This window comes from Microbacterium sp. USTB-Y (assembly GCF_023703415.1).
GTDB lineage: Bacteria > Actinomycetota > Actinomycetes > Actinomycetales > Microbacteriaceae > Microbacterium.
Genome location: NZ_JAGMTU010000008.1, coordinates 1 through 22,237 on the forward strand (window position 1 = coordinate 1; position 22,237 = coordinate 22,237).

General features: G+C 71.0%; 21 protein-coding genes. 9 read left to right on the forward strand and 12 right to left on the reverse strand.

Translation table 11 applies throughout. The features are described from left to right. A partial coding sequence (locus J8G10_RS17025) for a hypothetical protein (protein ID WP_251447747.1) occupies window positions 1-195 on the forward strand: 195 nt, incomplete at its 5' end. Between the two features lie 317 nt (window positions 196-512). On the opposite strand, the gene J8G10_RS17030 is transcribed toward J8G10_RS17025, so the two are convergent. Together J8G10_RS17030 and tyrS are read right to left on the reverse strand one after the other, a co-directional pair. Further along, window positions 513-1,313, reverse strand: coding sequence for a DUF4184 family protein (locus J8G10_RS17030; protein ID WP_251447750.1), 801 nt, complete (start codon window positions 1,311-1,313; stop codon window positions 513-515). Between the two features lie 177 nt (window positions 1,314-1,490). Then, on the reverse strand, window positions 1,491-2,792 hold the full coding sequence (gene tyrS, locus J8G10_RS17035; RefSeq protein WP_251447753.1) for a tyrosine--tRNA ligase: 1,302 nt from the start codon (window positions 2,790-2,792) through the stop codon (window positions 1,491-1,493). A 68-nt stretch (window positions 2,793-2,860) separates the two neighbouring features. On the opposite strand from tyrS, the gene J8G10_RS17040 reads away from it, so the two are divergent. The 3 genes from J8G10_RS17040 to J8G10_RS17050 all read left to right on the forward strand — a co-directional run bounded on the left by J8G10_RS17040 (window position 2,861) and on the right by J8G10_RS17050 (window position 4,838). Further along, window positions 2,861-3,460, forward strand: a complete 600-nt coding sequence (locus tag J8G10_RS17040) for a hypothetical protein (RefSeq protein WP_251447756.1) — start codon at window positions 2,861-2,863, stop codon at window positions 3,458-3,460. An 86-nt stretch (window positions 3,461-3,546) separates the two neighbouring features. Continuing rightward, complete coding sequence (locus tag J8G10_RS17045) at window positions 3,547-4,269, forward strand: YcnI family protein (RefSeq protein ID WP_251447758.1); 723 nt, start codon at window positions 3,547-3,549, stop codon at window positions 4,267-4,269. After that, complete coding sequence (locus J8G10_RS17050) at window positions 4,266-4,838, forward strand: copper resistance protein CopC (RefSeq protein WP_251447760.1); 573 nt, start codon at window positions 4,266-4,268, stop codon at window positions 4,836-4,838. Before J8G10_RS17045 ends, J8G10_RS17050 begins: the two co-directional genes overlap by 4 nt. A gap of 168 nt (window positions 4,839-5,006) precedes the next feature. On the opposite strand, the gene J8G10_RS17055 is transcribed toward J8G10_RS17050, so the two are convergent. Continuing rightward, window positions 5,007-6,077, reverse strand: coding sequence for a hypothetical protein (locus J8G10_RS17055; RefSeq protein WP_251447762.1), 1,071 nt, complete (start codon window positions 6,075-6,077; stop codon window positions 5,007-5,009). A 49-nt stretch (window positions 6,078-6,126) separates the two neighbouring features. Beyond that, window positions 6,127-6,348: a hypothetical protein gene (locus J8G10_RS17060; RefSeq protein ID WP_251447765.1), complete on the reverse strand. Its 222-nt coding sequence runs from the start codon at window positions 6,346-6,348 to the stop codon at window positions 6,127-6,129. A gap of 175 nt (window positions 6,349-6,523) precedes the next feature. On the opposite strand from J8G10_RS17060, the gene J8G10_RS17065 reads away from it, so the two are divergent. Next, entirely contained in the window at window positions 6,524-7,621 is a 1,098-nt protein-coding gene (locus tag J8G10_RS17065; protein ID WP_251447768.1) for an ATP-binding protein, read from the forward strand. Window positions 7,622-7,705: 84 nt separating this feature from the next. Here J8G10_RS17065 and J8G10_RS17070 read toward each other — a convergent pair whose 3' ends face one another. From J8G10_RS17070 to J8G10_RS17085, 4 genes are all read right to left on the reverse strand, one after another. After that, a complete protein-coding gene (locus J8G10_RS17070; RefSeq protein ID WP_251447771.1) occupies window positions 7,706-9,184 on the reverse strand; it encodes an APC family permease in 1,479 nt (492 codons plus the stop codon). A 284-nt stretch (window positions 9,185-9,468) separates the two neighbouring features. Then, window positions 9,469-10,320 (reverse strand): carbohydrate ABC transporter permease, encoded by an 852-nt coding sequence (locus tag J8G10_RS17075; RefSeq protein ID WP_251447775.1) that lies wholly within the window; start codon window positions 10,318-10,320, stop codon window positions 9,469-9,471. After that, entirely contained in the window at window positions 10,317-11,309 is a 993-nt protein-coding gene (locus tag J8G10_RS17080; RefSeq protein WP_251447778.1) for a carbohydrate ABC transporter permease, read from the reverse strand. The genes J8G10_RS17075 and J8G10_RS17080 overlap by 4 nt, the downstream gene beginning before the upstream one ends. A gap of 24 nt (window positions 11,310-11,333) precedes the next feature. Continuing rightward, complete coding sequence (locus tag J8G10_RS17085; RefSeq protein ID WP_251447781.1) at window positions 11,334-12,668, reverse strand: extracellular solute-binding protein; 1,335 nt, start codon at window positions 12,666-12,668, stop codon at window positions 11,334-11,336. Window positions 12,669-12,807: 139 nt separating this feature from the next. Between J8G10_RS17085 and J8G10_RS17090 the strand changes: the two genes are divergently transcribed. Beyond that, window positions 12,808-14,436 carry a beta-N-acetylhexosaminidase gene (locus J8G10_RS17090; RefSeq protein ID WP_251447784.1) on the forward strand — a complete coding sequence of 543 codons (1,629 nt, stop codon included), beginning with the start codon at window positions 12,808-12,810 and terminating at the stop codon, window positions 14,434-14,436. A gap of 11 nt (window positions 14,437-14,447) precedes the next feature. Here the strand turns inward: J8G10_RS17090 and J8G10_RS17095 are convergent, their stop codons facing one another. From J8G10_RS17095 to J8G10_RS17105, 3 genes are read right to left on the reverse strand one after another with little or no spacing between them, the layout of a single operon-like run. Then, the gene (locus J8G10_RS17095) at window positions 14,448-15,074 is read right to left on the reverse strand and encodes a bifunctional 4-hydroxy-2-oxoglutarate aldolase/2-dehydro-3-deoxy-phosphogluconate aldolase (protein WP_251447787.1); all 627 of its coding nucleotides are present in this window, start codon (window positions 15,072-15,074) and stop codon (window positions 14,448-14,450) included. Next, window positions 15,071-16,678, reverse strand: coding sequence for a D-aminoacylase (locus J8G10_RS17100; protein WP_251447790.1), 1,608 nt, complete (start codon window positions 16,676-16,678; stop codon window positions 15,071-15,073). Before J8G10_RS17100 ends, J8G10_RS17095 begins: the two co-directional genes overlap by 4 nt. Before the next feature lie 2 nt (window positions 16,679-16,680). Further along, window positions 16,681-18,012, reverse strand: coding sequence for an amino acid deaminase (locus J8G10_RS17105; RefSeq protein ID WP_251447792.1), 1,332 nt, complete (start codon window positions 18,010-18,012; stop codon window positions 16,681-16,683). 78 nt (window positions 18,013-18,090) lie between these two features. Between J8G10_RS17105 and J8G10_RS17110 the strand changes: the two genes are divergently transcribed. Genes J8G10_RS17110 through J8G10_RS17120 form a run of 3 tightly spaced genes read left to right on the forward strand, consistent with a single transcriptional unit; the run spans window position 18,091 to window position 20,227 of the window. Beyond that, complete coding sequence (locus J8G10_RS17110; RefSeq protein ID WP_251447794.1) at window positions 18,091-19,059, forward strand: sugar kinase; 969 nt, start codon at window positions 18,091-18,093, stop codon at window positions 19,057-19,059. After that, complete coding sequence (locus tag J8G10_RS17115; RefSeq protein ID WP_251447796.1) at window positions 19,056-19,829, forward strand: IclR family transcriptional regulator; 774 nt, start codon at window positions 19,056-19,058, stop codon at window positions 19,827-19,829. Before J8G10_RS17110 ends, J8G10_RS17115 begins: the two co-directional genes overlap by 4 nt. Continuing rightward, on the forward strand, window positions 19,826-20,227 hold the full coding sequence (locus J8G10_RS17120) for a RidA family protein (RefSeq protein ID WP_251447798.1): 402 nt from the start codon (window positions 19,826-19,828) through the stop codon (window positions 20,225-20,227). Before J8G10_RS17115 ends, J8G10_RS17120 begins: the two co-directional genes overlap by 4 nt. 13 nt (window positions 20,228-20,240) lie before the next feature. Here J8G10_RS17120 and J8G10_RS17125 read toward each other — a convergent pair whose 3' ends face one another. Further along, complete coding sequence (locus tag J8G10_RS17125) at window positions 20,241-22,178, reverse strand: potassium transporter Kup (RefSeq protein WP_251447800.1); 1,938 nt, start codon at window positions 22,176-22,178, stop codon at window positions 20,241-20,243. Window positions 22,179-22,237 lie beyond the last annotated feature (59 nt).

Below are 22,237 nucleotides of genomic sequence, written 5' to 3' on the forward strand. Positions count from 1 at the left end.
GAGTTGGTCTTTGATCCAAAGGAATTTCTCAACCAGCCCGAAGACTGGACGAGGAATAAATTGGCATTTGACAAGTGCACGCTGTTGAGTTCTCAAGGATCGGATGCTCCTGCGTTCCGGCCTCTCGGCCTTCCCTTCAGGGCAACTTCTCTATCTTATCCGTCTCGCTCCGGCTGTCAAATCGACACGCCGTGAGGTTTGGAACCGGATCCGTTTCCTCGTTTCCGAGGCAACTTCTCTAGCTTAGCCCTCCCGGCCAGCTTGTCAAATCGACGATCCTGGCGGACGGTCACCCTCTCAAGCGCACGCGCTTGACCTCGTCTCAGGGAGAACCTGCGAAGAGGAACCGACTTCCGAAGAAGAAGGTGGGTGATGTTCGCCGCTTGGGGAGTCAGGCCTTCCGGCCCTTCGCTCTACCGCTTGGGGCGAACAGGTAATAACTTACGTGGATCCCGGGGGTCCGGCAAATCGGGGCTGCTTCTCGGGCGTGTCGCGCGCCGTTCCGCATCCGTTCACCGCCCGTCCCCTTGTTCGTCCCCGCTCGTGCCTCGGGCCGGCACGCTCCGGATCACCAGGATCAGCACGAGCGTCAGGATTCCCCACACCCCGCAGGCCAGGGGAAGCGTGCGGTACGCGAGGTGCTGCGCGGTGAACTCCTCGGTGAGCGGACCGTAGACGGCGAAGCCGAGGAGCACCGCCGCGATCAGCATCACCGGTAGTGAGAGCCACCAGCTCATCCGGATGGCGAGCGGAGCCGGGCGCACCGTCCCCCGCGGCCGGCCGCGCAACCAGAGCGCACCGGCGATCGCCAGCACGAGCACGCCCCCGATCCCCGAACCGTACTGCAGCCACTTGTAGCCGAGGAGCGGCCCCCACTGCTCGTCGAGCGCGGGGATCAGCGCGACGCCGCCCCGGCCCTCGTGCGTGAACGCATCCCAGAGGATGTGCGTCACCACGCCGATCGCCAGCGCGACCAGGAGCAGCACCACGCGGGACGCCGAGCCGAAGGTCTCCGCCGCCACCGCTCCCGGCCCTCGGTCCCACTCCGGGGGGAGGCGGGATCCGATGACGCGCGGTGCGAGCAGCCGGCAGGCCGGCCGGAGCACCACCCGCCAGACGAGCAGCAGCACGAGCGCCATGATCACGGTCACCGGCAGCCAGCGCAGATCATGCGTCACCGAGTAGTCGACGATCAGTCCGCGGGTGAACAGCGGCAGATCGGGGGCCATCGCGCCGATGGCGACGGCCGCCGGCACGAGCGGGGTGCGGACGAACGGCAGCGCCACGATCGCATGACTCGGAGTGAACGGCATGCCCCGACGCTACCCGGGCCACCTCACAAGGCGCCGGGCAGGGAGACGCACCGGTCCGTGTCCGCGTCGACGCCCCTCCGAAAGATCGACGCCCCCTCCGACGTGCGCACCCCCGAGGGGGCGCGGATCGTCAGAGGGGGCGTCGGCGGATCGGATCCGCGTGCCTCGACGGCGGGATCAGGCGGGGAGCAGGCCCGCCAGGGTCTTCTTGCCGCGGCGCAGCACCGAGACGCCGCCCGGGAGGCCGAACGGCACGGTGACGTCATCGGACTCCACCCGCTCGCCGTCGACCGAGACGCCGCCCTGGGCGATGGCCCGGCGCGCCTCGGACGCGCTCGAGACGAGCCCGGTCGAGACCAGTGCGTCCACGACCGTGGTGCCGGCGGGGACGGCGGCGTTCGGCAGCTCCTCCAGAGCCGAGCGCAGCGTCGACGCGTCGAGCGCGGCCAGGTCGCCCTGACCGAACAGCGCCTCGGACGCGGCGATCACGGCGGCGGCCGCCTCGACTCCGTGCACCGTGGCGACGACCTCGAGGGCGAGACGCTTCTGCGCCGCACGGCGGAACGGTTCCGCCTCGACGAGCGCCGCGTACTTCCCGATCTCCGCACGGGAGAGGAAGGTGAAGACCTTCAGCCGGTCGACCACGTCGGCGTCGGCCGTCGAGAGCCAGAACTGGTACATCCGGTACGGGCTGCACATCTCGGCGTCGAGCCAGATCGCGTTGCCCTCGCTCTTGCCGAACTTGGTGCCGTCGCTGTTGGTGATCAGCGGCGTGCCGATCGCGTGGACCGAGACGCCCTCGACGCGGTGGATCAGATCCGTTCCGCTCGTCAGGTTGCCCCACTGGTCGCTGCCGCCGGTCTGCAGCACGCACTCGTACTGACGGTGTAGCTCGAGGTAGTCGAGCGCCTGCAGGATCTGGTAGCTGAACTCGGTGTAGCTGATGCCGGCGTCGGAGTTCAGCCGGGCGCTGACCGCGTCCTTCTTCAGCATCGTGCCGACGCGGAAGTGCTTGCCGATCTCGCGCAGGAAGTCGATCGCGCTCAGCGGCGCGGTCCAGTCCAGGTTGTTGACGATGCGCGCGGCGCTGTCCCCCTCGAAGCTGAGGAAGCGCTCGACCTGCGCGCGCAGGCGGCCGACCCACTCCTCGACGGTCTCGCGGGTGTTGAGCGTGCGCTCCGCCGTCGGACGCGGATCGCCGACGAGCCCGGTGGATCCGCCGACGAGCCCGAGGGGCTTGTGGCCGGCGAGCTGCAGGCGACGCATGGTGAGCAGCTGCACGAGGTTGCCGAGGTGCAGGCTCGGCGCCGTCGGGTCGAAGCCGCAGTAATACGTGATCGCGGGCCCGGCGAGAAGGGCGCGCAGCGCCTCGGGATCCGTGGACACGTGGACGAGGCCGCGCCAGACCAGCTCATCCCACACGTTCTCGAACGTGGGATCGATGGCCGGTGCCGCGGTCGTCAGGGATTCATTCGACACCGGATCAGGCTACCAGCGCTCCTCTCGGTGCTGTTCGGGGCGCGAGAGCGTCCCGCTAGGGTGGAAGGGTGTGGGGAACGCGCGCAGGTCGCACGGTCCGGGGCCTCATCGCCGCCCTGGTCGCGACGTTCGTGGCCTCCGTCTCGCACTCCACGGCCGACGGCTCGCCCGCACCACTGATCGGGATCGTGCTCGCGCTGCTGTTCGCCGCCCCCGTGTGCATCGCCCTCGCCGGCCGCCGGCTGAGCTGGATCCGGCTCTCGCTCGCGGTCGGGCTGAGCCAGTTCGCCTTCCACGGGCTGCTGCTGATCGGGGTCGGATCCGGAACCGGCACCCCCGCCCTCGCGGGGCACCTGCACGGGACGGAGCTCGCGGGAGCGCTCGGCACGACCACGGTCGACGCCGGGCACGCCCTGCACCTGCAGCCCGCGATGTGGATCGCGCACGCGATCGCGGCGATCCTGACCGTCCTGGCGCTGGGCCGCGGCGAGCAGGCGCTGCGCGCGCTGCTCGCCCTGTCCGGCTGGTCCTTCGTCGCCCGCCTGCTCACCGCTCTGCCGGCGCCGGTGCACCCGGTCCCGTCCGCACCGCGCGCGGCGGTTCCGGTGCTGCGCTCCCTCTTCTCTCTGACCGCCGTGTCCTGGAGGGGCCCGCCACGCACCGCGTGACTCCCCCTCTCCTTCGCACCGTCTCGACGGGCGCCCGTTCCGAGCGCGCCCCGGTGCATCCTCACGACCTCAGAAAGAACCCATCCATGCGCACCATCCCTGTCTCCCGCGTGCTCGCCGGCCTCGCGGCCGGAGCGGTCCTCGCCCTCGTCGCCCCTCTCGCCGCCTCGGCGCACGTGAGTGCGACGCCGAACCAGGCCGAAGCCGGATCCTGGACCTACGTCACGTTCCGGGTGCCGAACGAGTCGAGCACGGCCAGCACGGTCAAGCTCGACATCCATCTGCCCGCCGACACCCCGTTCACGAGCGTGAGCTACCAGCCGACCGCCGGCTGGACCGGGGCCGCCACGAAGACCTCCCTGCCGAAGCCGGTGAAGGTCGAGGGCAACACCATCAGCGAGGCCACGACCGAGGTCACGTTCACGGCCGACGCCGGCGGTGTCGCGCCCGGACAGTTCCAGACCTTCACCCTGTCGCTCGGCCCGGTGCCCGACACCGGGCACATCGTGATCCCGGCGACGCAGACCTACTCCGACGGCACCGTCGTGGAGTGGTCCGCGACGCCCGAGCAGGTCAAGAAGGACGACACGCTCGAGCCGGCTCCGGTGCTCTGGGTGAACGACGCCCCTCCGGCCGACCACCACGGCGGCACCACCGCCACGGCGGCGCCCGCGGCGGACGCGCCCGCGCCCGGTAACGGCCAGAACGGGCTCGCGCTCGGACTCAGCATCGGCGCGCTCGTCGTCGCCGCGGGCGGCGTGCTGCTCGGCGGCTTCGCCCTCGGCCGCCGGAAGAAGGCGGACGCGTGAGCACCCGGCACCGGCTCGCGGCCCTCGCGGCCGCCATCGGGATCGGGGCGGTCCTGGCCACCGGGACCGCCACCGCGGCGAGCGCGCACGACACGCTCGACGGCACCGACCCCGCGCAGGGATCGACCGTGACCAGCCTGTCGGCGGTGTCGCTCACGTTCAGCGCCGACCCGCTCGGCACCGACGGCGCGACGGTGATCCAGCTGATCGGCCCGGACAAGAAGTACTACGAGACCGCGTGCCCGGACCTGAACGGGCCCGTGGTGTCCTCGCCGGTGGCCCTGGGCGCCGCCGGCACCTACGAGGTGCTGTGGCGTGTGGTGTCGTCGGACGGGCATCCGATCTCGGGCAGCTACACCTTCGACTACGCCCCCGGCGGCCCGGCCACTCCGGCTGCGGCGGGGTCGGCGAAGCCGGTCTGCGGCCCCGCCGCGTCCGAGCCCTCCGAGTCCCCCGCCGCGGAGGCCTCCGCCGACGCCGGACTGTGGATCGGGCTGGGCATCGGCGCGGTCGTGCTCATCGGGGTCGGGGTGGGCGCCTGGGCGCTCGCCCGGGGCCGCCGGAGCTAGCCGGAGGCGGACGCCGTCCGATCGACGAGCGGGGCGAGGCGCGGTGCACCGAGAGGGCACCGCGTTTCGTCTCGCTCGACCTTCGGCCGTGCTCGCTCAACGACCCCGGGGCGCCGGCCTGCGGGCCTACGCGCTCAACGACCCCGGGGCGCCGACCTTCGGGCTCGCTCAACGAAGCGGCATGGAAACCGGGTCTCCCGCCGGACGCACGAAGGTCAGCGCCCGGCTCCCACGACGCGTCTGCGCGGCGAGACCCGCCTCCTCGAGCAGGCGCAGAGCCCGGCGCGACAGCACCGGGAGCGCGGCGTTCCCGCCGGGCCGGCGGGCGACGCCCGCGACGAGCGTCCGATCGACGCCGGATCCCCTCGCCTCGATCCGGGCGAGGTCGCCCTCGGCGCACCAGACGAGCCGGTCGAGTTCGCGATAGCGGATCCGCTCGACCACCCCGTCGATCTCGATCCGCAAGAGCTCCGCCTCGAAGCCGACGGCGCAGCCCACCGCACGGCGGCGCAGGAGCCACGAGATGAGCAGATAGGCGGGCAGCCCGGGGAGCAGGACGTACAGCATCAGGAACGTCTTGGGCCCGACCTCCAGGATCCTGCCGCCGGTCACGACCAGCACCAGCGCGACGAGGGCCAGCGCGACCGTCACGGTGAGCACCCACCAGAGCACGATCTCCCGCCGGGACAGCGGCACCGCGCGGAAGCGCGCGATCGAGCCGCGCGCAGCGGCCTCCCACTGCGGCGCGGGGGGCGCCTTGGCGGCGTCCCTGGCGCCGATCGACGCCGTGATCCGGCCGATCAGCCCCAACCACACCCAGCCCGCGGCCGGCACCGCCGCCATCTGCAGCACGGCGAGGAGGGCCCTTGCGGGATTGGGCTTGGGCGCCAGCATCGCGGGCACGGCCTGGATGAGCAGCCACAGCAGCAGCGCCGCGGCCACGGCGCCCGCGATGCTCACGACGAGCCCGCGCCGGGCGGGCATCCGCAGCGTCGCGTTCACGAAGGAGAAGCCGCAGAGCCAGCCGCCGACGAGCGTGAGCAGGAACGGGATGAACTCCAGATCGCCCGCGAGGTACCACGGCACCGCGAGGGCGCCGCAGATCAGCGCCCAGAACAACGGCATCCGCAGGATCCGTTGCCAGAAGGAGACCGGCTCACGCGGCTCCGGCTCCGGCTCGACCGACGCCACGGAGTGCACCGTGTGGTGCGTGGATCGCGAGACGTGCGGGCGGATCATCCCCGTCAGTCTAGGGAGAGCGCGTCGGATCCCCGGCGGAGGGGACGGCTCAGCCCAGCTCGCGCAGCCGCGCGTCGAGCTCGGCGAGGCGCTCGGGCTCGATCGAGCCGAGTCGCGCCGCGCCGTCGGACAGGGTGATCCCGCGGGCGAGGAACACCAGCGAGTGCGTCGAGACGCCGGGAACGATCTCGTCCAGCAGCGCACGCGCCCGGGGATCGTCGAGGACCTCCCCCAGGGTGCTGTTCAGCGAGAACCGTGAGTCTTCGGACATGGATCCTCCTGTGCGGGCGACGATGCGGTGGAGGAGGGATCCGCATGCCCCTCCCCAGGACAAGGATCCCCGCGCCGGGCCTGCACGGCAACCGTCGATGGCTTGCGGATCGCAGGGGCTCGGGGGAAGATTAACCAAATTAACCGGATTACCCAAGATCTACCGAGGTGCCGCGATGCAGAACCCCTTCCGCCCGACCGCGGGGGCCACCCCGCCGATCGTCGTCAGCCGCGAAGGACTCCTCCAGGAGTTCGAGTACGGGTTGCGCATCGGATCCGGCGCGCCGGGTCTGCTCACCATCTTCACGGGGGCCCGAGGCGTCGGCAAGACCGTCATGCTCGGCGCCGCGGAGGATCTCGCGCGCTCCCAGGGGTGGGTGGTGCTCTCGGAGACGGCGACGCCCGGCTTCACGGCGCGCATCGGCGAAGCGATGCGCACCGCCGAGACCGAGCTCGGCGACGGACCGGTCAGCCGGCGGATCGTGGGCATCACCGCCGCCGGCTTCGGAGTGACCACCCAGCTGACCCCGCAGCAGCAGATCGGCTGGCGGGAGCTCGGGCAGCGGCTGCTGACTCTGCTCGCGCAGCAGCGCACGGGCCTGCTCATCACCGTCGACGAGATCCACGCCGCGGAGCGCACCGAGCTCGCGGCCCTCGCCGCGAACATCCAGCACTTCATCCGCGAGGGGCTCCCGATCGCCCTGATCGTCGCCGGCCTCCCGGCCGCCGTCTCCGACCTCCTCAACGAGGGCGTCGCCACGTTCCTGCGCCGAGCGGACCGGATCGACCTGCACTCCGCGTCGATCGAGGAGACCGCGCAGTCCTATTCCGAGCTCTTCGCCCAGGGCGGTCACCCGATCTCGTCCGAGCTGGCGCGACTCGCCGCCGAGGGCACCGGCGGCTACCCCTTCCTCATCCAGCTCGTGGGCTACAGCCTCTGGCGGGAGGCGGAGTCGAGGGAGGAGCCGATCGACGAGAGCGCCGTGACGGAGGCCGTCGCCGCGGCGCGCCGTCGCAATGAGCAGACGGTCATCGGCGCCGCGCTCGCGGTCGTCTCCGCACGGGACATGGACTTCCTCCTCGCGATGACCGTCGACGAGGACATCACCGACGTCGGCGACATCGGGCGGCGCATGGCGGCCACCCCGAGCCTGGTCGGCAAGTACCGCGCGCGCCTCATCGACGCCGGTCTCGTCGAGTCCGCCGGCTACGGCCGCGTCGCGTTCGCGATCCCGGGCCTCCGGGAGTACCTGCGGGCGCAGTCCCGGCGCTGATGCCGTCCCGTCGGGAAGCCCGCGCAGACGGGTGCGGGGCGGGGCGTCTGTGAACGCCCCGCCCCGAACCCTCGGCGGATCGGACTATGCCGAGAAGTCCTCCGGGACCTCGAGCGGACGCCGGGAGAAGTAGGCGGCCCGCGCCCTGCGGTAGAACAGCGCGAGCGGGATGATCCCGAGGACCAGCAGGCCGAGACCCAGCACCTTGACCTGCCACTCGGTGTCGGGGCTGACGATCGAGGCGACGAAGATGTACATCATGAACAGGGCCCCGAGGAGTGGCCAGATCCCGATCAGGATGATGTTCTTCGCGGATCGGAAGATCACCCTGCGGAACCCGATCACCACGGCGAGCCCGGCGAGCGAGTAGTAGAACGCGATCTGGATCCCGATCGACGACACGGCCCAGCCGAGGATCTCGGCGACACTGCCGCCGAAGAGGTTGGCGAGCACGAACAGCAGCAGGGAGACCACGACGACGACGAGCGTCGCGAACACGGGCGTCTTCCACTTGCGGTTGATCCGGCCGAACGCGAACGGGATGGTGCGGTCGCGCCCCATCGCGAACAGCGTGCGGCTCACCTGCACGAGCGTGGTCTCCAGCGTCGCGATCGTGGAGAGCGCGACGGCGATGATGAGGATCTTGCCGCCGATGCCCGGCATGATCGCGTCGCCGAGCACGCTGAGCACGTTGCCGCTGTTCTCCTCGATGGTCTTGCCCGGCAGCATCACCAGGGTCGTCGTCGTGTAGATCTCGAAGAGGATGAACACGATGACGATGCCGAGGATGCCGGCCATACCCGTGGTCTTGTGCGCGTTCTTCGTCTCCTCGCCGAGGTTGGCCGTCACGTCCCAGCCCCAGTAGTAGAAGGCCGCGATGAGGGCCGCCGAGACGAAGACCCCGGCTCCGGTGAGGTGCCCGAAGCCGAACCAGTCCCACGAGAACGTCGCACCGTGGTGGTAGGTGGTGATCGCGCGCGGGATCGCGATCGCGGCGAACACCACCAGGATCCCGACCTCGACGACCGACATGATCCACTGGGCGCGCTCGGTGGTGTGCACGCCGAAGATCACCGCGGCCGCCATGACCAGGAACCAGAGGGCTCCGACGCACGTCACGAGCAGCGTGTTCCCGTTGGCGACCTTGTCGCCGGCGAACAGCGCGACCGTCATCTGGCCGGCGGGCAGGGCGCCCGCCACCATGAACACGGTCGCCGAGATCACGAGCGCCCACCCGGCGAAGAAGCCGAGCAGGGGGTGCAGTCCGCGCGCGACCCAGGAGAACGAGGCCCCGGCGTGGCTGTCGACCCGCGCGAGATGGCTGAACGCGAACGCGATGCCGAGCATCGGGATGCCGCACCAGAGCAGGGCGGCGGGGGCTCCGACACCGGCGGCGCCGATGAGCAGCGCGGTGCTGGCCGCGATGGAGTATGCGGGGGCGCTGCCGGCGACGGCCATGAGCGTCGAGCCCGCCTTGGAGACGCCGCCGGCCTGCAGTGCGTGCTGTTCGTAGTCGATCGCACGCTGCAGGGACGTGTCCGTCTCGAGTGGATTCCGGGTCACTCTGATTCCCCTGTCTCATCGTCGGGTGTGGGGGATGACAGAGGGACGCTAGCACCGCGGATCCCCCCGCGCCTAGAGCGGGATCCGATCAATTCCGGCGCGGATTCCGAAGCGGGGTCGCGAAGCGCGGAATCCCGCGGATTCCCGTGGATTCTTTCGGCAAACACATAGGGATCCGTTGCCCATTCGACGGATTCGATTCGAGATGCGAAGGTCCGGACGACACCGAAGGCAACCCGCATCGCCGGTGGGGCCCGGCACCCGAACCGGGCCCCACACCTCCCTCACCCCTTGACGGCGCCGGCGGCCATCCCGGACACGAGACGGCGCTGCACCAACAGGAAGAAGACCACGACCGGCAGCGAGAACAGCACGGATGCGGCCATCTGCGCTCCGAAGTCGGTGCCCTTGGTGACCGTGCTGAAGGACGCGAGCCAGATCGTCAGTGTGTACATCGAGGAGTCCTTCATGAACGTGTACGCGAGGATGTAGTCGTTCCACGCCGTGATGAAGGCGAACACGCTCGTCGAGATCACCCCTGGCAGCACGAGCGGCAGCAGCACCGATCGCAGGATCCGCCAGGTCGAAGCGCCGTCGATCTGCGCCGCCTCCTCGATCTCGACCGGGATGGCGAGGAAGAACCCGCGCATGGTCCAGATCGCGAAGGGCAGGACGTGCCCGATGTACACGAGGATCAGGCCCGCGTAGGTCCCGGTGAGTCCCGCTTCGTTGAAGATCAGGAACAGCGGGATCAGGAGCGCGGCACCGGGCAGCATCTGCGCGGCCAGCAGCGAGATCATGATCGACCGGCGCCCGCGGAAGCGGAATCTCGTGAGCGCCGCCGAGGCCAGGAAGCCGATGACGATCGCGAAGATCACGGCCGAGAAGACCACGATCACGCTGTTGCGGAGATTCACGAGGAAATCGGTCTGGGTGAGCGCGATCACGAAGTTGTCGACGTTCAATCGGCTCGGGAGGAACCTCGGCACCGGGGTGAGCACCTCGTCCCGTGGCTTGAACGCGGTGTTCAGCATCCAGTACAGGGGGAACAGCCACACCACCACGAACAGCGCCGCGAGTGCGGTGGCGAGCCAGGGGCGGCGGACCCGCCGCCGCGGTACGGCAGTCGCGCTCACAGGTCTTCCCCCGCTCGGATGAGGTTGCGCACGTAGATGCTGCTCAGGATGAGCAGCAGGACGGTCGTGATCAACGCGATCGCGGCGCCCTGGCCGATCTGGAACCCGACGAACGCCGTCTTGTAGGAGTAGATCCCGAGCGTCGTCGTCGCCGAGCCGGGGCCTCCCCCGGAGACGAGCCAGATCTGGTTGAACACGTTGAAGTCCCAGATGATCGACAGCACGATGAGCAGCAGCAGGGTCGGCCGCAGCGCAGGCAGCAGCACGCGCCAGTAGATGGTCCATTCGCCGGCGCCGTCCAGGCGGGCGGCCTCCAGGTACTCGCCCGAGACCTGGTTCTGCGCCGCATACAGGGTGAGGGCGATGAACGGCACGGCCTGCCACACCACCAGCATCCAGATGCTCGCGAACGCGAACACCGGATCCTGCGCCCAGTTGAGGTTCGTCAGATCACCGAAGACGCGCAACTGGGTCAGCAGCCAGTTGATCACGCCGTAACCCGGCTGGAAGAGCCACACCCACACCTGCGAGGAGGCCACGTTCGGCATCGCCCAGGCGACGACGAGGGCGATCGTGACGAGATAGCGCATCACCGACCCGATCCGCGTCATCAGCTGCGCGACCGCCATGCCGATGACGATCGTGCCCGCCACCATGGCCACGGTGAACCAGAGCGTGCGCAGCAGCGCCCACCAGAACTCCGCATCCGTCAGCACGGTCGCGTACTGCTCGAGACCGACCAGGGAGAACGCCCCCGTGAAGAGGGTCTTCTGGTCGTAGTCCGTGAACGAGGTGAACACCAGGAACACGATCGGGACCACGATCAGCGCGACGCAGACGACTCCCGCCGGCGAGAGCAGGATCCACGGCGCGGACCGGGAGCGCATTCCGACCGGCAGCGCGAAGGCCGCCGGCCTGGGGCGCCGGGGCCCCGGCGACCGGGCGGGCTTGCGCCCGGTCGTCAGGGCCTCAGTCTGAGTGACGGTCATGATCGGCTCGCGCGGTGCGGCGCGTCACTTCCCGTTCAGCGTGGACGCGATGTGCGCGTCCACGGTCTTCGCGGCGGAGGCGGGGTCCTCGCCCTTGGCGATCGACTGGAAGAACTCCTCCATCGTCTTGTCGCCCTCGATCGTGGTCCAGTCGGCGGCCGCCGGCGTCGCCTTCGAGATGAGCGCCGCGGTGAAGAAGCCCTCCTGCTTCGGCGTGAGACCCGCGTCCTGCGCCTTCTTGATGCCGTCCTCGCTGTTCGGGATCCAGTTGTCCTTGCCGAAGACGTAGTCGTGCTGGATCGACGGGCTCGCGGCGATCTTGATCCAGGCGAGCGCGAGCTGCTGGTTCTTGCTCTTCTGCGCCACACCCCAGTCGCTGCCGCCGAGCATCACGGGCTGGTTCTTGCCCGAGACTCCGGGGAACGGGAAGGTGCCGATCACGTCGTCCGTGAGCGCGGGGTTGGCCTGCTGGATCTTCTTCACGTGCGCGGCGGTGGCGAGCACGGCGCTGGTCTGGCCGTTGGCGAAGATCGCGTCCTGATCCGGCGCGTTCGTGTTCACCGTGATCGACGCCGGGGTCGAGTAGGCGTTCTGGAACGTCGTGAACGCCTTCAGGCCCTTCTGGGCGTCGCCGCCGGAGAGCCCGCCCGACCAGGTGCCGCCCTTCGCGGTGGCGATCTCGCCGCCCGCATCCCAGACGAACTGCATGCCCGCGTACCAGAACTGGCCCGGCAGGTAGAAGGCGGAGAAGTCGCTGGCGGTGTTCTTCGCCTTGATCTTGTCCAGCGCCGCGGTCAGCTCCTCGTACGTCTTCGGCACCTCCGTGACGCCCGCATCGGCCCAGACCTTCTTGTTGTAGACGACGGCGCGGTCTCCGGCGAACGAGGGCACCGCGTAGAGCTTGCCGTCCACCGTCGCCGGATCGACCAGGCCGCCGAGCCACTTCTGCCCCTGCTCGAGCTGCGTGCGGTAGGCGGTGAGGTCGGCGAGACCTCCGGTGGCCGCGTAGGAGGCGACCTGGGTGTTGCCCACGTCGATGACGTCGGGGGCGCTGTTGCCGGCCAGCGCCGTGGTCAGCTTGGTGGTGATCCCGTCCCACTGCTGCATCTGCACGTCGACCTTCGCGCCGGTCGCCTTCTCGAACTCGTCGTTGACGGCCTTGATCGTCTCGTCGCTGAGGTCGCCGTTCATGACCCAGACGGCGAGGGTCTTTCCCTTGCCGTCGACCTTGCTCAGGTCGACGGCTCCGGAGCCGCCGCCCGCGGATCCGGAGCCTCCCGAACCGCCCGAGCAGCCGGCCAGGACCAGCGCGGCGGCGACGCCGGTGACCCCCAGGACTGCGAATCGTGTGCTGCGCATCATTGCTCTCCTCACAGGACGAAGTCGGTGCGTCCGCGTCGTCTTCGAGTCCGTCGACGCCGACGGGACCGACCATATAGGCTTGTTTCGCAGGATGCAATAGCGTTGCAGCATACGCAACAACAAAGGAGTTGCCTCGATGGACCTTGTCCCGCTCCCCGCCCGTGTCACGACGACGCCCGGAGGTTTCGCGCTCACCGCCGGCCTGCGGATCCATGCCGACGGCGCCCTCGCCGATGCCGCGCGCGTCCTGCAGACCGCGCTGCGCACCGCGATCGGGATCCCTCTCGGCACGGCGGCGTCCGCCGAGGACGCCGGGGTCCTGCTGCAGCAGGACCCCCGCCTCGAGGACGAGGCCTACGTGCTCGAGGTGACCCCGGAGCGGATCCGGATCGACGCGGGCGGCGAGCGCGGAGCGCACTGGGCGGCGCAGACGCTGCTGCAGCTGCTCCCTGCGCAGGTGCACCGCCGGGCCGGGATCGGCACGGACTCCGCCTCGCCCGGCTGGCACGTGCCGCCGGTGCGCATCGAGGACGGACCGCATTTCGCCTGGCGCGGGCTCATGCTCGACACCGCACGGCACTTCTTCCCCGTCCACGAGGTGCTGCGCCTCATCGACCTGCTCGCGATGCACCGGTTGAACGTGCTCCATCTGCACCTCACCGACGATCAGGGCTGGCGCGCCGAGATCCGCGCCTATCCGCGGCTCACCTCGGTAGGCGGCTGGCGGCCCTCCTCGCAGATCGGCTCCGGCCCGGGCGCGACCCAGGACGGGCGCCCCCACGGCGGCTTCTACACGCAGGAGGATCTCCGCGAGATCGTCGCCTACGCGGCGGCGCACGGGATCGCCGTCGTGCCGGAGATCGAGATGCCGGGCCACGTGCAGGCCGCGATCGCCGCCTACCCCGAGCTCGGCTTCGTCGCGGAGGAGCACCCCTGGACCCGATGGGGCGTCAATCCGCACGCGCTGCGGCTCGATGAGCCCACCATCGCGTTCTTCTGCACCGTGCTCGACGAGATCATCGACATCTTCCCCTCACCGGTGATCGGCATCGGCGGCGACGAGTGCCGCAAGGACGAATGGCGCGCCGACCCCGCCACCCAGCGGCGCAAGGCCGAGCTGGGTCTGGACACCGAGGAGCAGCTGCAGGCCTGGTTCGTCTCCCGGATCGACGCGCACCTGCGCTCGCGCGGGCGGCGGGTGTACGGCTTCGACGAGATCCTCGAGGGCGGCCTGGTCTCCGAGGCGACCGTCGCCTCGTGGCGCGGCACCGCCGGCGCGGTCATCGCCGCGCGCCGCGGTGCGGACGTGGTGATGTGCCCGGAGGACACGGTCTATCTCGACTACCGGCAGTCCGCCCTCCCCGAGGAGCCGATCCCCGTCGGCGTGGTCACCACGATCGCGCAGGTGCGCGCCTTCGACCCGATCCCGGCCGGCCTCGAACCCGAGCACCACGGACGCATCGTCGGCGGCCAGGGCAACCTGTGGACCGAGCACGTCGACTCGGCGCGGCGCCTGGACTACCAGCTCTTCCCCCGGCTGTGCGCGCTCGCGGAGGCGCTGTGGAGCGGACAGGATCCCTCCGCCGTCGCGTCCTTCGCGGACCGCCTCGACGGGCACCTCGCCCGCCTCGACGCCGCGGGCGTGGAGTACCGTCCCGCGAGCGGCCCGCACCCCTGGCAGCAGCGGCCGGGCGTTCCGGGGCAGCCCTACGACCGCGCGGAGCGCGCCGCCGAGATCGCCCGCCTGACGTCCAACCTCGCGTAGTCCCGCGATCGTCAGCCGCGCGCGGCCGCCACGAAGGCGCGGGCGCGCGCGGCGATCCGGTCCCAGCGCCCGTGCGCGACGTCGTCGGCCGCCACGACGCTGGACCCCGCCGTGACCGCGAGCGCGCCGGCGCGCAGGTAGTCCGCGGCGTTGGTCTCGTCCAGCCCGCCGGAGGCGACCAGCGGCATGTCGGGGAACGGCCCCGCCAGATGCCGGAAGTAGCCGGGGCCCACGGCGCCGGCCGGGAAGATCTTCACCGCGGCCGCCCCCAGCCGCACCGCGGTCAGCGCCTCGGTCGGCGTGAGCGCCCCCATGATCACCGGCACCGCCGCGGCGCCCGCGATCATCGCGACCTCCTCCACGACGCCAGGGGTGACCAGGAACGACGCGCCCGCCGAGATCGCCGCCGTGGCCTGCGCCGCCGTGGTGACGGTTCCCGCGCCGACCCGCACGTCGGGCGCCTCCGCGCCCCGGGCGATGAGGTCGGTGGCCCCCGGCGTCGTGAACGCGAACTCGACGACATGGATCCCGCCTGCGGCGAGCGCCGCGAGCAGCGGGATCGGATCCGGGATCCGGGAGATCCTCGGCAGGGCGAGCACGGCGTCCCGGCTCAGCAGCTCCATCGCGGTGTCGGTCATCTCGTCCCCTCGTCGGTCGCCCGCAGGCTCTTGCCGGACAGGCTTCCGGTGCGCCGGCCCTCCTCGACGGCGAGCTCGCCGCCCACCCACACGGCGCGGATGCCGTCGGCGATCCGGCGCGGGTGCTCGAACGTGGCACGGTCCTGGATCCGTTCGGGGTCGAAGAGCACGAGGTCGGCGATCCACCCCTCGCGCACCAGGCCCCGTTCGTGCAGGCGCAGCCGGCGGGCCGGGGTGCCGCTGAGATGCCGGATCGCCTCTTCGAGGCTCAGCACGCCCAGGTCGCGGACGTAGCGTGCGAGATAGCGCGGGAAGGCGCCCCACGAGCGCGGGTGCGGTCGGTCGCCGACGAGGATCCCGTCGCTGCCGCCGGTGTGCACCGGGTGGCGCATGATCGCCTGCACATTCTCCTCATGGCCGATGTGCATGAGCACGCCCGTGGCGAGGTCGTCGGCGAGCAGGATCCGGATCACCGCGTCGACCGGCGCCTCGCCCGTCTCCTGGGCGATGTCGGCGATCGTGCGGCCCACCAGCGCGCGGAGGGCCGGATCGCCCACCCCGGAGATCTGGATGCGCGACCAGTCGGCCCGTTCGCCGTGGAAGCCGTCGCACCCGTCGACGTCGAGCGCGCGCACGAGCGCGTCCCTGTCCCGTCCGGCCGCGAGGCGGTCCCGGAGCGCGTCGACCCCGCCGGCCGCGATCCAGCTGGGCAGCAGGGCCACGAGCGTGGTGGCCCCGGGCAGGTACGGGTAGCTGTCCATCGTGATGTCCACGCCGTCCGCGAGGGCCTGATCGACCATCTCCAGGAAGCGGGGTGCGGCCCCCGCGTTGGACGGGAAGTTGAGGGTCGCGTGCGCCAGGTGCAGGGCGCAGCCGGTCTCCCGGGCGATCCCGATGACCTCGGCATAGGCCTCCAGCGCACCGGCGCCGTAGGAGCGGGTGTGCGGGGCGAAGAAGCCGCCGTGCGCCGCGACGATCTCGCACAGCGCCGTGAGCTCTGCCGTGTCGGCGTACATGCCCGGGGCGTAGGTGAGACCGCTCGACATGCCGACGGCGCCGGCGGCAAGGGACTCGTCGAGGATCCGCCGCATGTCGGCCAGCTCCGCGGCGCCGGCGGGGCGGTCGGCCGTTCCGACCGTCAGCAGCCGCAGGTTGCCCTGCGGCACCAGCACCGCCGTGTTGGTCGCCGTGCCGTGGGACAGCCGGTCCAGGAACCCGGCCATGTCCCGCCAGTCGAGCTCGAGCCCGGGCTGGCCGTTCCAGCCGGCGATCTGCCGGCGGACGTCGCCGGCGATCCGCTCGTCGACCGGGGCGTAGCCGATGCCGTCCTGCCCGATGACCTCGCAGGTCACTCCCTGCCCGATCTTCGCGATGTGCTCAGGGTCGGCGAGCACCGCCAGATCCGAGTGCGCGTGCATGTCGATGAACCCGGGGGCGAGGACCAGGCCCGCTGCCTCCTCGACGCCCGCCCCCTCGACGGCGGTCAGGGATCCGGGGGGTGCGATCTGCGCGATCCGCCCGCCGCGCAGCAGCACGTCCGCCGTGCGGCGGGGCGCGCCGGTTCCGTCGATGACGGTGGCGCGCCGGAGCAGGGTGCCCGGCACGCTCAGAACCAGGTCTCCACGGCGTCGACGACGAGCGGATCCGCCGCGTCGGCGTCGGCCACCACCGGGATCAGTCGCCACTTGTCGAGCGCGGTGCACGGGTGCGAGAGCCCGAGTCGCACGACGTCGCCGACGCGCAGCTGATCCGCACGGCCGTCGGAGACCGCGGCCTCGGCGAGCCGCAGGAAAAGGTGCTGGTCGTTCAGCGCCGTGACCTGCGAGCCGTCGAGCACTCCGTCGTCCTCCGGGCGGCCCGAGACGTGCTGCGCGACGGGCAGCCCTTCGTCGAACGACGCGTCGCGCCGGCCCGCGTCGAGCAGGGCGAGTCCGGGCTCCGGGCGCGACAGCACCCGCGCCCACAGGTGCATCGCGGAGCGGAACGGGGTCGTGCCGATCTCGCGTCCCATCGGGGTGATGCCTGCGTAGAAGCCGTCGTCGTGCACCTGGAACGCCCCGGATCGCACCACTACGTCGGCGTCGGGGCAGAGCACCGGCAGCACGGCTCCGACCCGGTCGAAGTAGGCGCTTCCGCCGGCGGTGACCACCGGGCGCGTGCCCTCCGGATAGAGCCCCGCCTCGGCGAGCTCGCGATGGAGGTCGGCGAGATCGTGCAGATACGCGTCGACCGCGGCGAGTGACGCCGCGGTGCGGTCGTGGGCGAGCGCGCCCTCGTAACCGCCGACGCCCGCGAGTTCGAGGGCGGGCGAGGCGGCGATCGCGGCGGCGACCGCGCGTGCCGTGGCGCGGTCCCTGGCGCCCGTGCGCCCACCGGCGCCGCCGAGCTCCACCAGCACCCGCAGCGGGCGCGCGGGGGCTCCCAGCGCGGCGGTCATCACCTCGACCGCCGCCACGCCATCGGCCCAGCAGAGCACCTCGAGCCCGGGATCCGCCGCGAGCGCGTCGGCGAGGCCGCGCAGGGCGACCGGATCCACGACCTCGTTGGCGACGAGGATCCGGGGCACGCCGTTCGCGAGTGCGACCTGGGCCTGCCAGGCCGTCGCGAAGGTCAGCGCCCACGCGCCGGCGTCGAGCAGCTGCCGCCACAGCACCGGGGCCATCGTGGTCTTGCCGTGCGGCGCGAGCAGCACCCCCGCCTCGTCGGCCCAGCCGGCCATGAGGCCGACGTTGTGCGCGAGGGCTACCCGGTCGAGCGTGAGCAGCGGCGTGGGGAAGTCGGAGAGTCGCGGGGCGCCGGCCAGGAGCTCCCCGAGCAGGTGGCCCTGCGCGGAAGGCGGGAAGGACTTGTCCTGCGCGGACACCCGGCGTCCGGCCGCGGCGGACACGCTCGGAGCGGAGACGGAGGAGGGCGAAGCGGTGCGATCGGAGTCATCCACACGATCATGATGCCCGGTTGTTGCGTCATGCGCAATATCCATTGCACACTTTCGCTCCCCTCCACTAGGGTCGAGAGTATGTCCGCGCCGTCCCCCTCCTCCTCGCTGCGCGCCGCCGCATTCGGCGAAGCCCTGGTCGTGCTCGTGCAGGACGTCCCGGGTCCGCTGGAGGCCTCCCCGGTCTTCCGCCGCTCGCTCGGCGGCGCGGAGGCGAACGTCGCGATCGGCCTCGCCGCCCTCGGCGTGCCGACCTCGGTGATCAGCCAGGTCGGCGACGACGGCTTCGGCCGCTACATCGTCGACGAGCTGCGACTGCTGGGCGTCGACACCTCGGCCTGCGCCGTCGACCCGGCGCGCGCCACGGGCCTGTACTTCAAGGAGGTCGGCGGCGGCACCGGCCGGCCCACCGACCTCGGCCCCGCCCGCAGCCGGATGCACTACTTCCGCAGCGGCTCCGCCGGCGCCCATCTCACGCCCGCTCTGCTCGACACCCCCGACGTGGCCCGAGTGCTCGACCAGGCCGCGATCGTGCACACCACCGGCATCACCCCGGCTTTGTCGGACTCCGCCTCGGCGGCGCAGCACGCGCTCGTCGCCCGGGTGCGCCCGCGGGGCCTGGTCTCCTTCGATCTGAACTGGCGCCCCCGGCTCTGGCACGGGCGCGAGGCGGCGGGTCGTCTGCAGCTCGCCGAGCTCATGCGCACCTGCGACATCGCCCTGGCCGGCCTCGACGAGGCGACCGAGGTCTTCGGCGTCTCCACGGCCGAGGAACTGCGGGCGATGTTCCCCGAACCCCGCCGCCTCGTCGTCAAGAACGACGGCGGAGCCGTGATCGCGTTCGACGGCGCCGAACGCGTCGAGGTGCCGGTTCCCGAGCGCGTGCCCGTGATCGAGGCGATCGGCGCCGGCGACGCCTTCGCCGCGGGCCTGCTCGCCGGTATCCTGCAACAGCTCCCGCTCTTCGCCTCCGTCGAGCAGGGCCATCGCACGGCCGCCCGTGCGCTGTCCTCGATCACCGACCACATCGCCCCTGGATCCCGCCGATGAACCAGACCGTCACCCGCGCCCTCGACCTGCTCTCCGCCCTCCAGGACGGGGCGCAGACCCTGGACGAATGCGCCGAGCGCCTCGGCGTGCACAAGTCCACGATCCTGCGTCTCCTGCAGACGCTGGAGGCGCAGCGCTTCGTGACCCACGATGCGCAGCACCGCTACCGGCTCGGATCCCGTCTCTTCGAGCTGGCCGGCGCCGCCCTCGCCCAGCGGGACGTCCGCGACGTGGCTCGTCCGCACCTGGAGAGGCTGAACGAGGAGACCGGACAGACCGTGCATCTGGCGGCCTACGAGTCGGGCGACGTCGTCTACATCGACAAGCTCGAGGCGCGCACCGGCATCCGCATGTACTCGCGGGTCGGCCTGCGCGCCCCCCTGCACAGCACCGCGGTCGCGAAGGTGCTGCTGGCGGATCTTCCCGCCGCCGCCCGCCGGGAGATCGCGGAGGGGATCGACTACGTGCCGTTCACCGACCGCACGATCCGCAACGCGACCGACTTCCTCGCCGAACTGGAGCGGGTGCGTGCCGACGGCTTCGCCCGTGATAGCGCCGAGCACGAGACGTTCATCAACTGCATCGCCGCGCCCATCCGCGACGGCAGCGGGGCGGTCGTCGCGGCCGCATCGGTCTCCGTGCCGACCCTGTCGCTGCCTGCGCACGAGGTGCTGGCGCTCCTGCCGCAGCTGATGACGGCGACCCGCGGCGCATCCGCAGACCTGGGCTGGGCTCCGCGCTCCGTCAACGACCGAGAGGAACGACTGTGACCGAGAAGACCCGCATCCTGACCGCCGACGCCCCCGCGCCGGCGCACGTGTTCTCGCAGGGAGTGCGCAAGGGCCCGATCGTGCAGGTGTCCGGTCAGGGCCCGGTGGATCCGGCCACGGGCGAGTACCTCTTCCCCGGCGACGTCGCGAGCCAGACCCTGCGCACGCTCGAGAACGTGCGCGCGATCGTCGAGGCGTCGGGTGCGACCTTCGACGACGTGATCATGCTGCGCGTCTATCTCACGAAGCGGGAGGACTTCGCGATCATGAACGAGGCCTACGGCGCGTTCGTCACGAAGCACACCCCGAGCGGTGTGCTGCCGTCGCGCACCACGGTGTTCACGGGCCTGCCCCGCGAGGAGATGCTCGTCGAGATCGACGCGCTCGCGGTGGTCTGACCCGCCGGACCGGCTACAGCTCGATCTGCGATCCCATCACGATCACGCGATCGCGCGGCAGCCCGAAGTGGTCGCTCGCGTCGGTGGTGATGTGCGACGCCGCGAGGAAGAGCCTCTTGCGCCACAGCGCCATGCCGCCGCACCGTCCTTCGCGCAGCTCGATCTTCGAGAGGAAGTACGTGGCGTTGTCGAGATCGAGCCACCCCTGGGTCTTGTGCGGCGGGATCGACCGCAGCGCCCGGGGGATGTCCGGGTTCTCCGCGTAGCCGAACCGCGCGGAGATGTAGAGGATCCCGTCGGTCGGATCCCCGAGGTCGTCGACCGTGCAGCGCTGGGACTGCGGGACCCGCGGGACGTTCTGGATGTCGACGGAGAGGATGATCACGCGCGCGTGCCGCACATGATTGTGCTCGACGTTGGCCCGCAGCGCGAGAGGGGTGGTCGTTCCGCCCGGGTTGAGGAAGATCGCGGTGCCGGGAACCCGGTCGATGAGCTTCGGGTGGGTGCGGAGGTTGCGCACGAAGTCGGCCAGCGAGCCCTCCGCCTCGGTGCGGCGCGCGGTGATGAGCGCCCGCCCGCGCTGCCAGGTCGTCATGACGATGAACGCTGCCAGGCCGATCGCGAGCGGGAGCCAGGCGCCGTGCACGAACTTGGTGGCGTTGGCGGCGAGGAACAGCAGGTCGACGGAGAGCAGCAGCACCGCGCCGATCGCGAGGATCCAGGCCGGCGTCTTCCACCGGCGTCGGGCCAGATAGAAGAACAGCAGCGTGGTGATGGTGATGGTGCCGATCACCGCCATGCCGTAGGCGAACGCGAGCGAGGCGGAGCTGCGGAACACGAACACCAGGGTGATCACCGAGACCATGAGCAGCCAGTTGATCCACGGCACGTAGACCTGCCCCTGCGTCTCGGACGAGGTGTGCGTCACGCGCAGCCGCGGCAGGTAGCCCAGCCCCGAGGCCTGGGCGGCTACGGAGAAGGCACCGGAGATCACCGACTGCGAGGCGATCACCGTCGCCGCCGTGGCCAGGATCACGAGGGCGATCCGGCCCCACTCCGGCGCGAGCAGGAAGAACGGCGCCGACATGTTCGCCTTGTCCTCGAGCAGCAGCGCCCCCTGGCCGAGGTAGGTGAGGGCGAGCGCGGGGAACACCAGGAACAGCCAGGCGATCGAGATCGGCTTGCGGCCGAAGTGGCCCATGTCGGCGTAGAGAGCCTCGGCGCCGGTGACGGAGAGCACGACCGCGGCGAGCGCGAAGAACGCGATGTGGAAGTGGCTGACCATGAAGCCGATCGCATAGGTGGGCAGCAGGGCGAGGAGGATCTGCGGATCGTGCAGGATCCCGCCGAGGCCGAGCACGCCCACGACGACGAACCAGACCACCATGATCGGCCCGAAGAGCCGCCCGACCACCGAGCTGCCGAGCTTCTGGATGAGGAAGAGGATCAGCAGGATGGTGGCCGTGATGGGCACCACCCACTCCTCGAGGCCCGGATTGATGGTCTTGAGGCCCTCGACCGCGGAGAGCACCGAAATCGCCGGGGTGATCATGCTGTCGCCGAGGAACAGCGCCGCACCCAGCACGGCGAGACCGGACAGGATCGCCACCGTGCGCGTGCGGCCCTTCGGCGCCCAGCGGCGCAGCAGCGTGAGCAGCGCCATGATGCCGCCCTCGCCGTCGTTGTCCATGCGCATCGCGAGCAGGACGTAGGTGATCGTGACGATCAGGATGACCGACCAGACGATGAGCGAGACGACCCCGTACAGGTTCTCCGTCGTGAGGGGGATCGGATGCGGATCCTCGGGGTTGAACACGGTCTGCAGCGCATAGATCGGGCTGGTGCCGATGTCGCCGAACACGACCCCGAGCGCCCCGACGATGAGCGCGAGCCGGAGCGGGTGGCCCGCGGCGGCCGTGGGACTCTTCGACAGGGATGCGCCGTTGTTCACAGACGAAGCCTAGAGCCCGCGCGCGCCGCGTTCGGGTGCTCCTCACGGAATCCTCACGC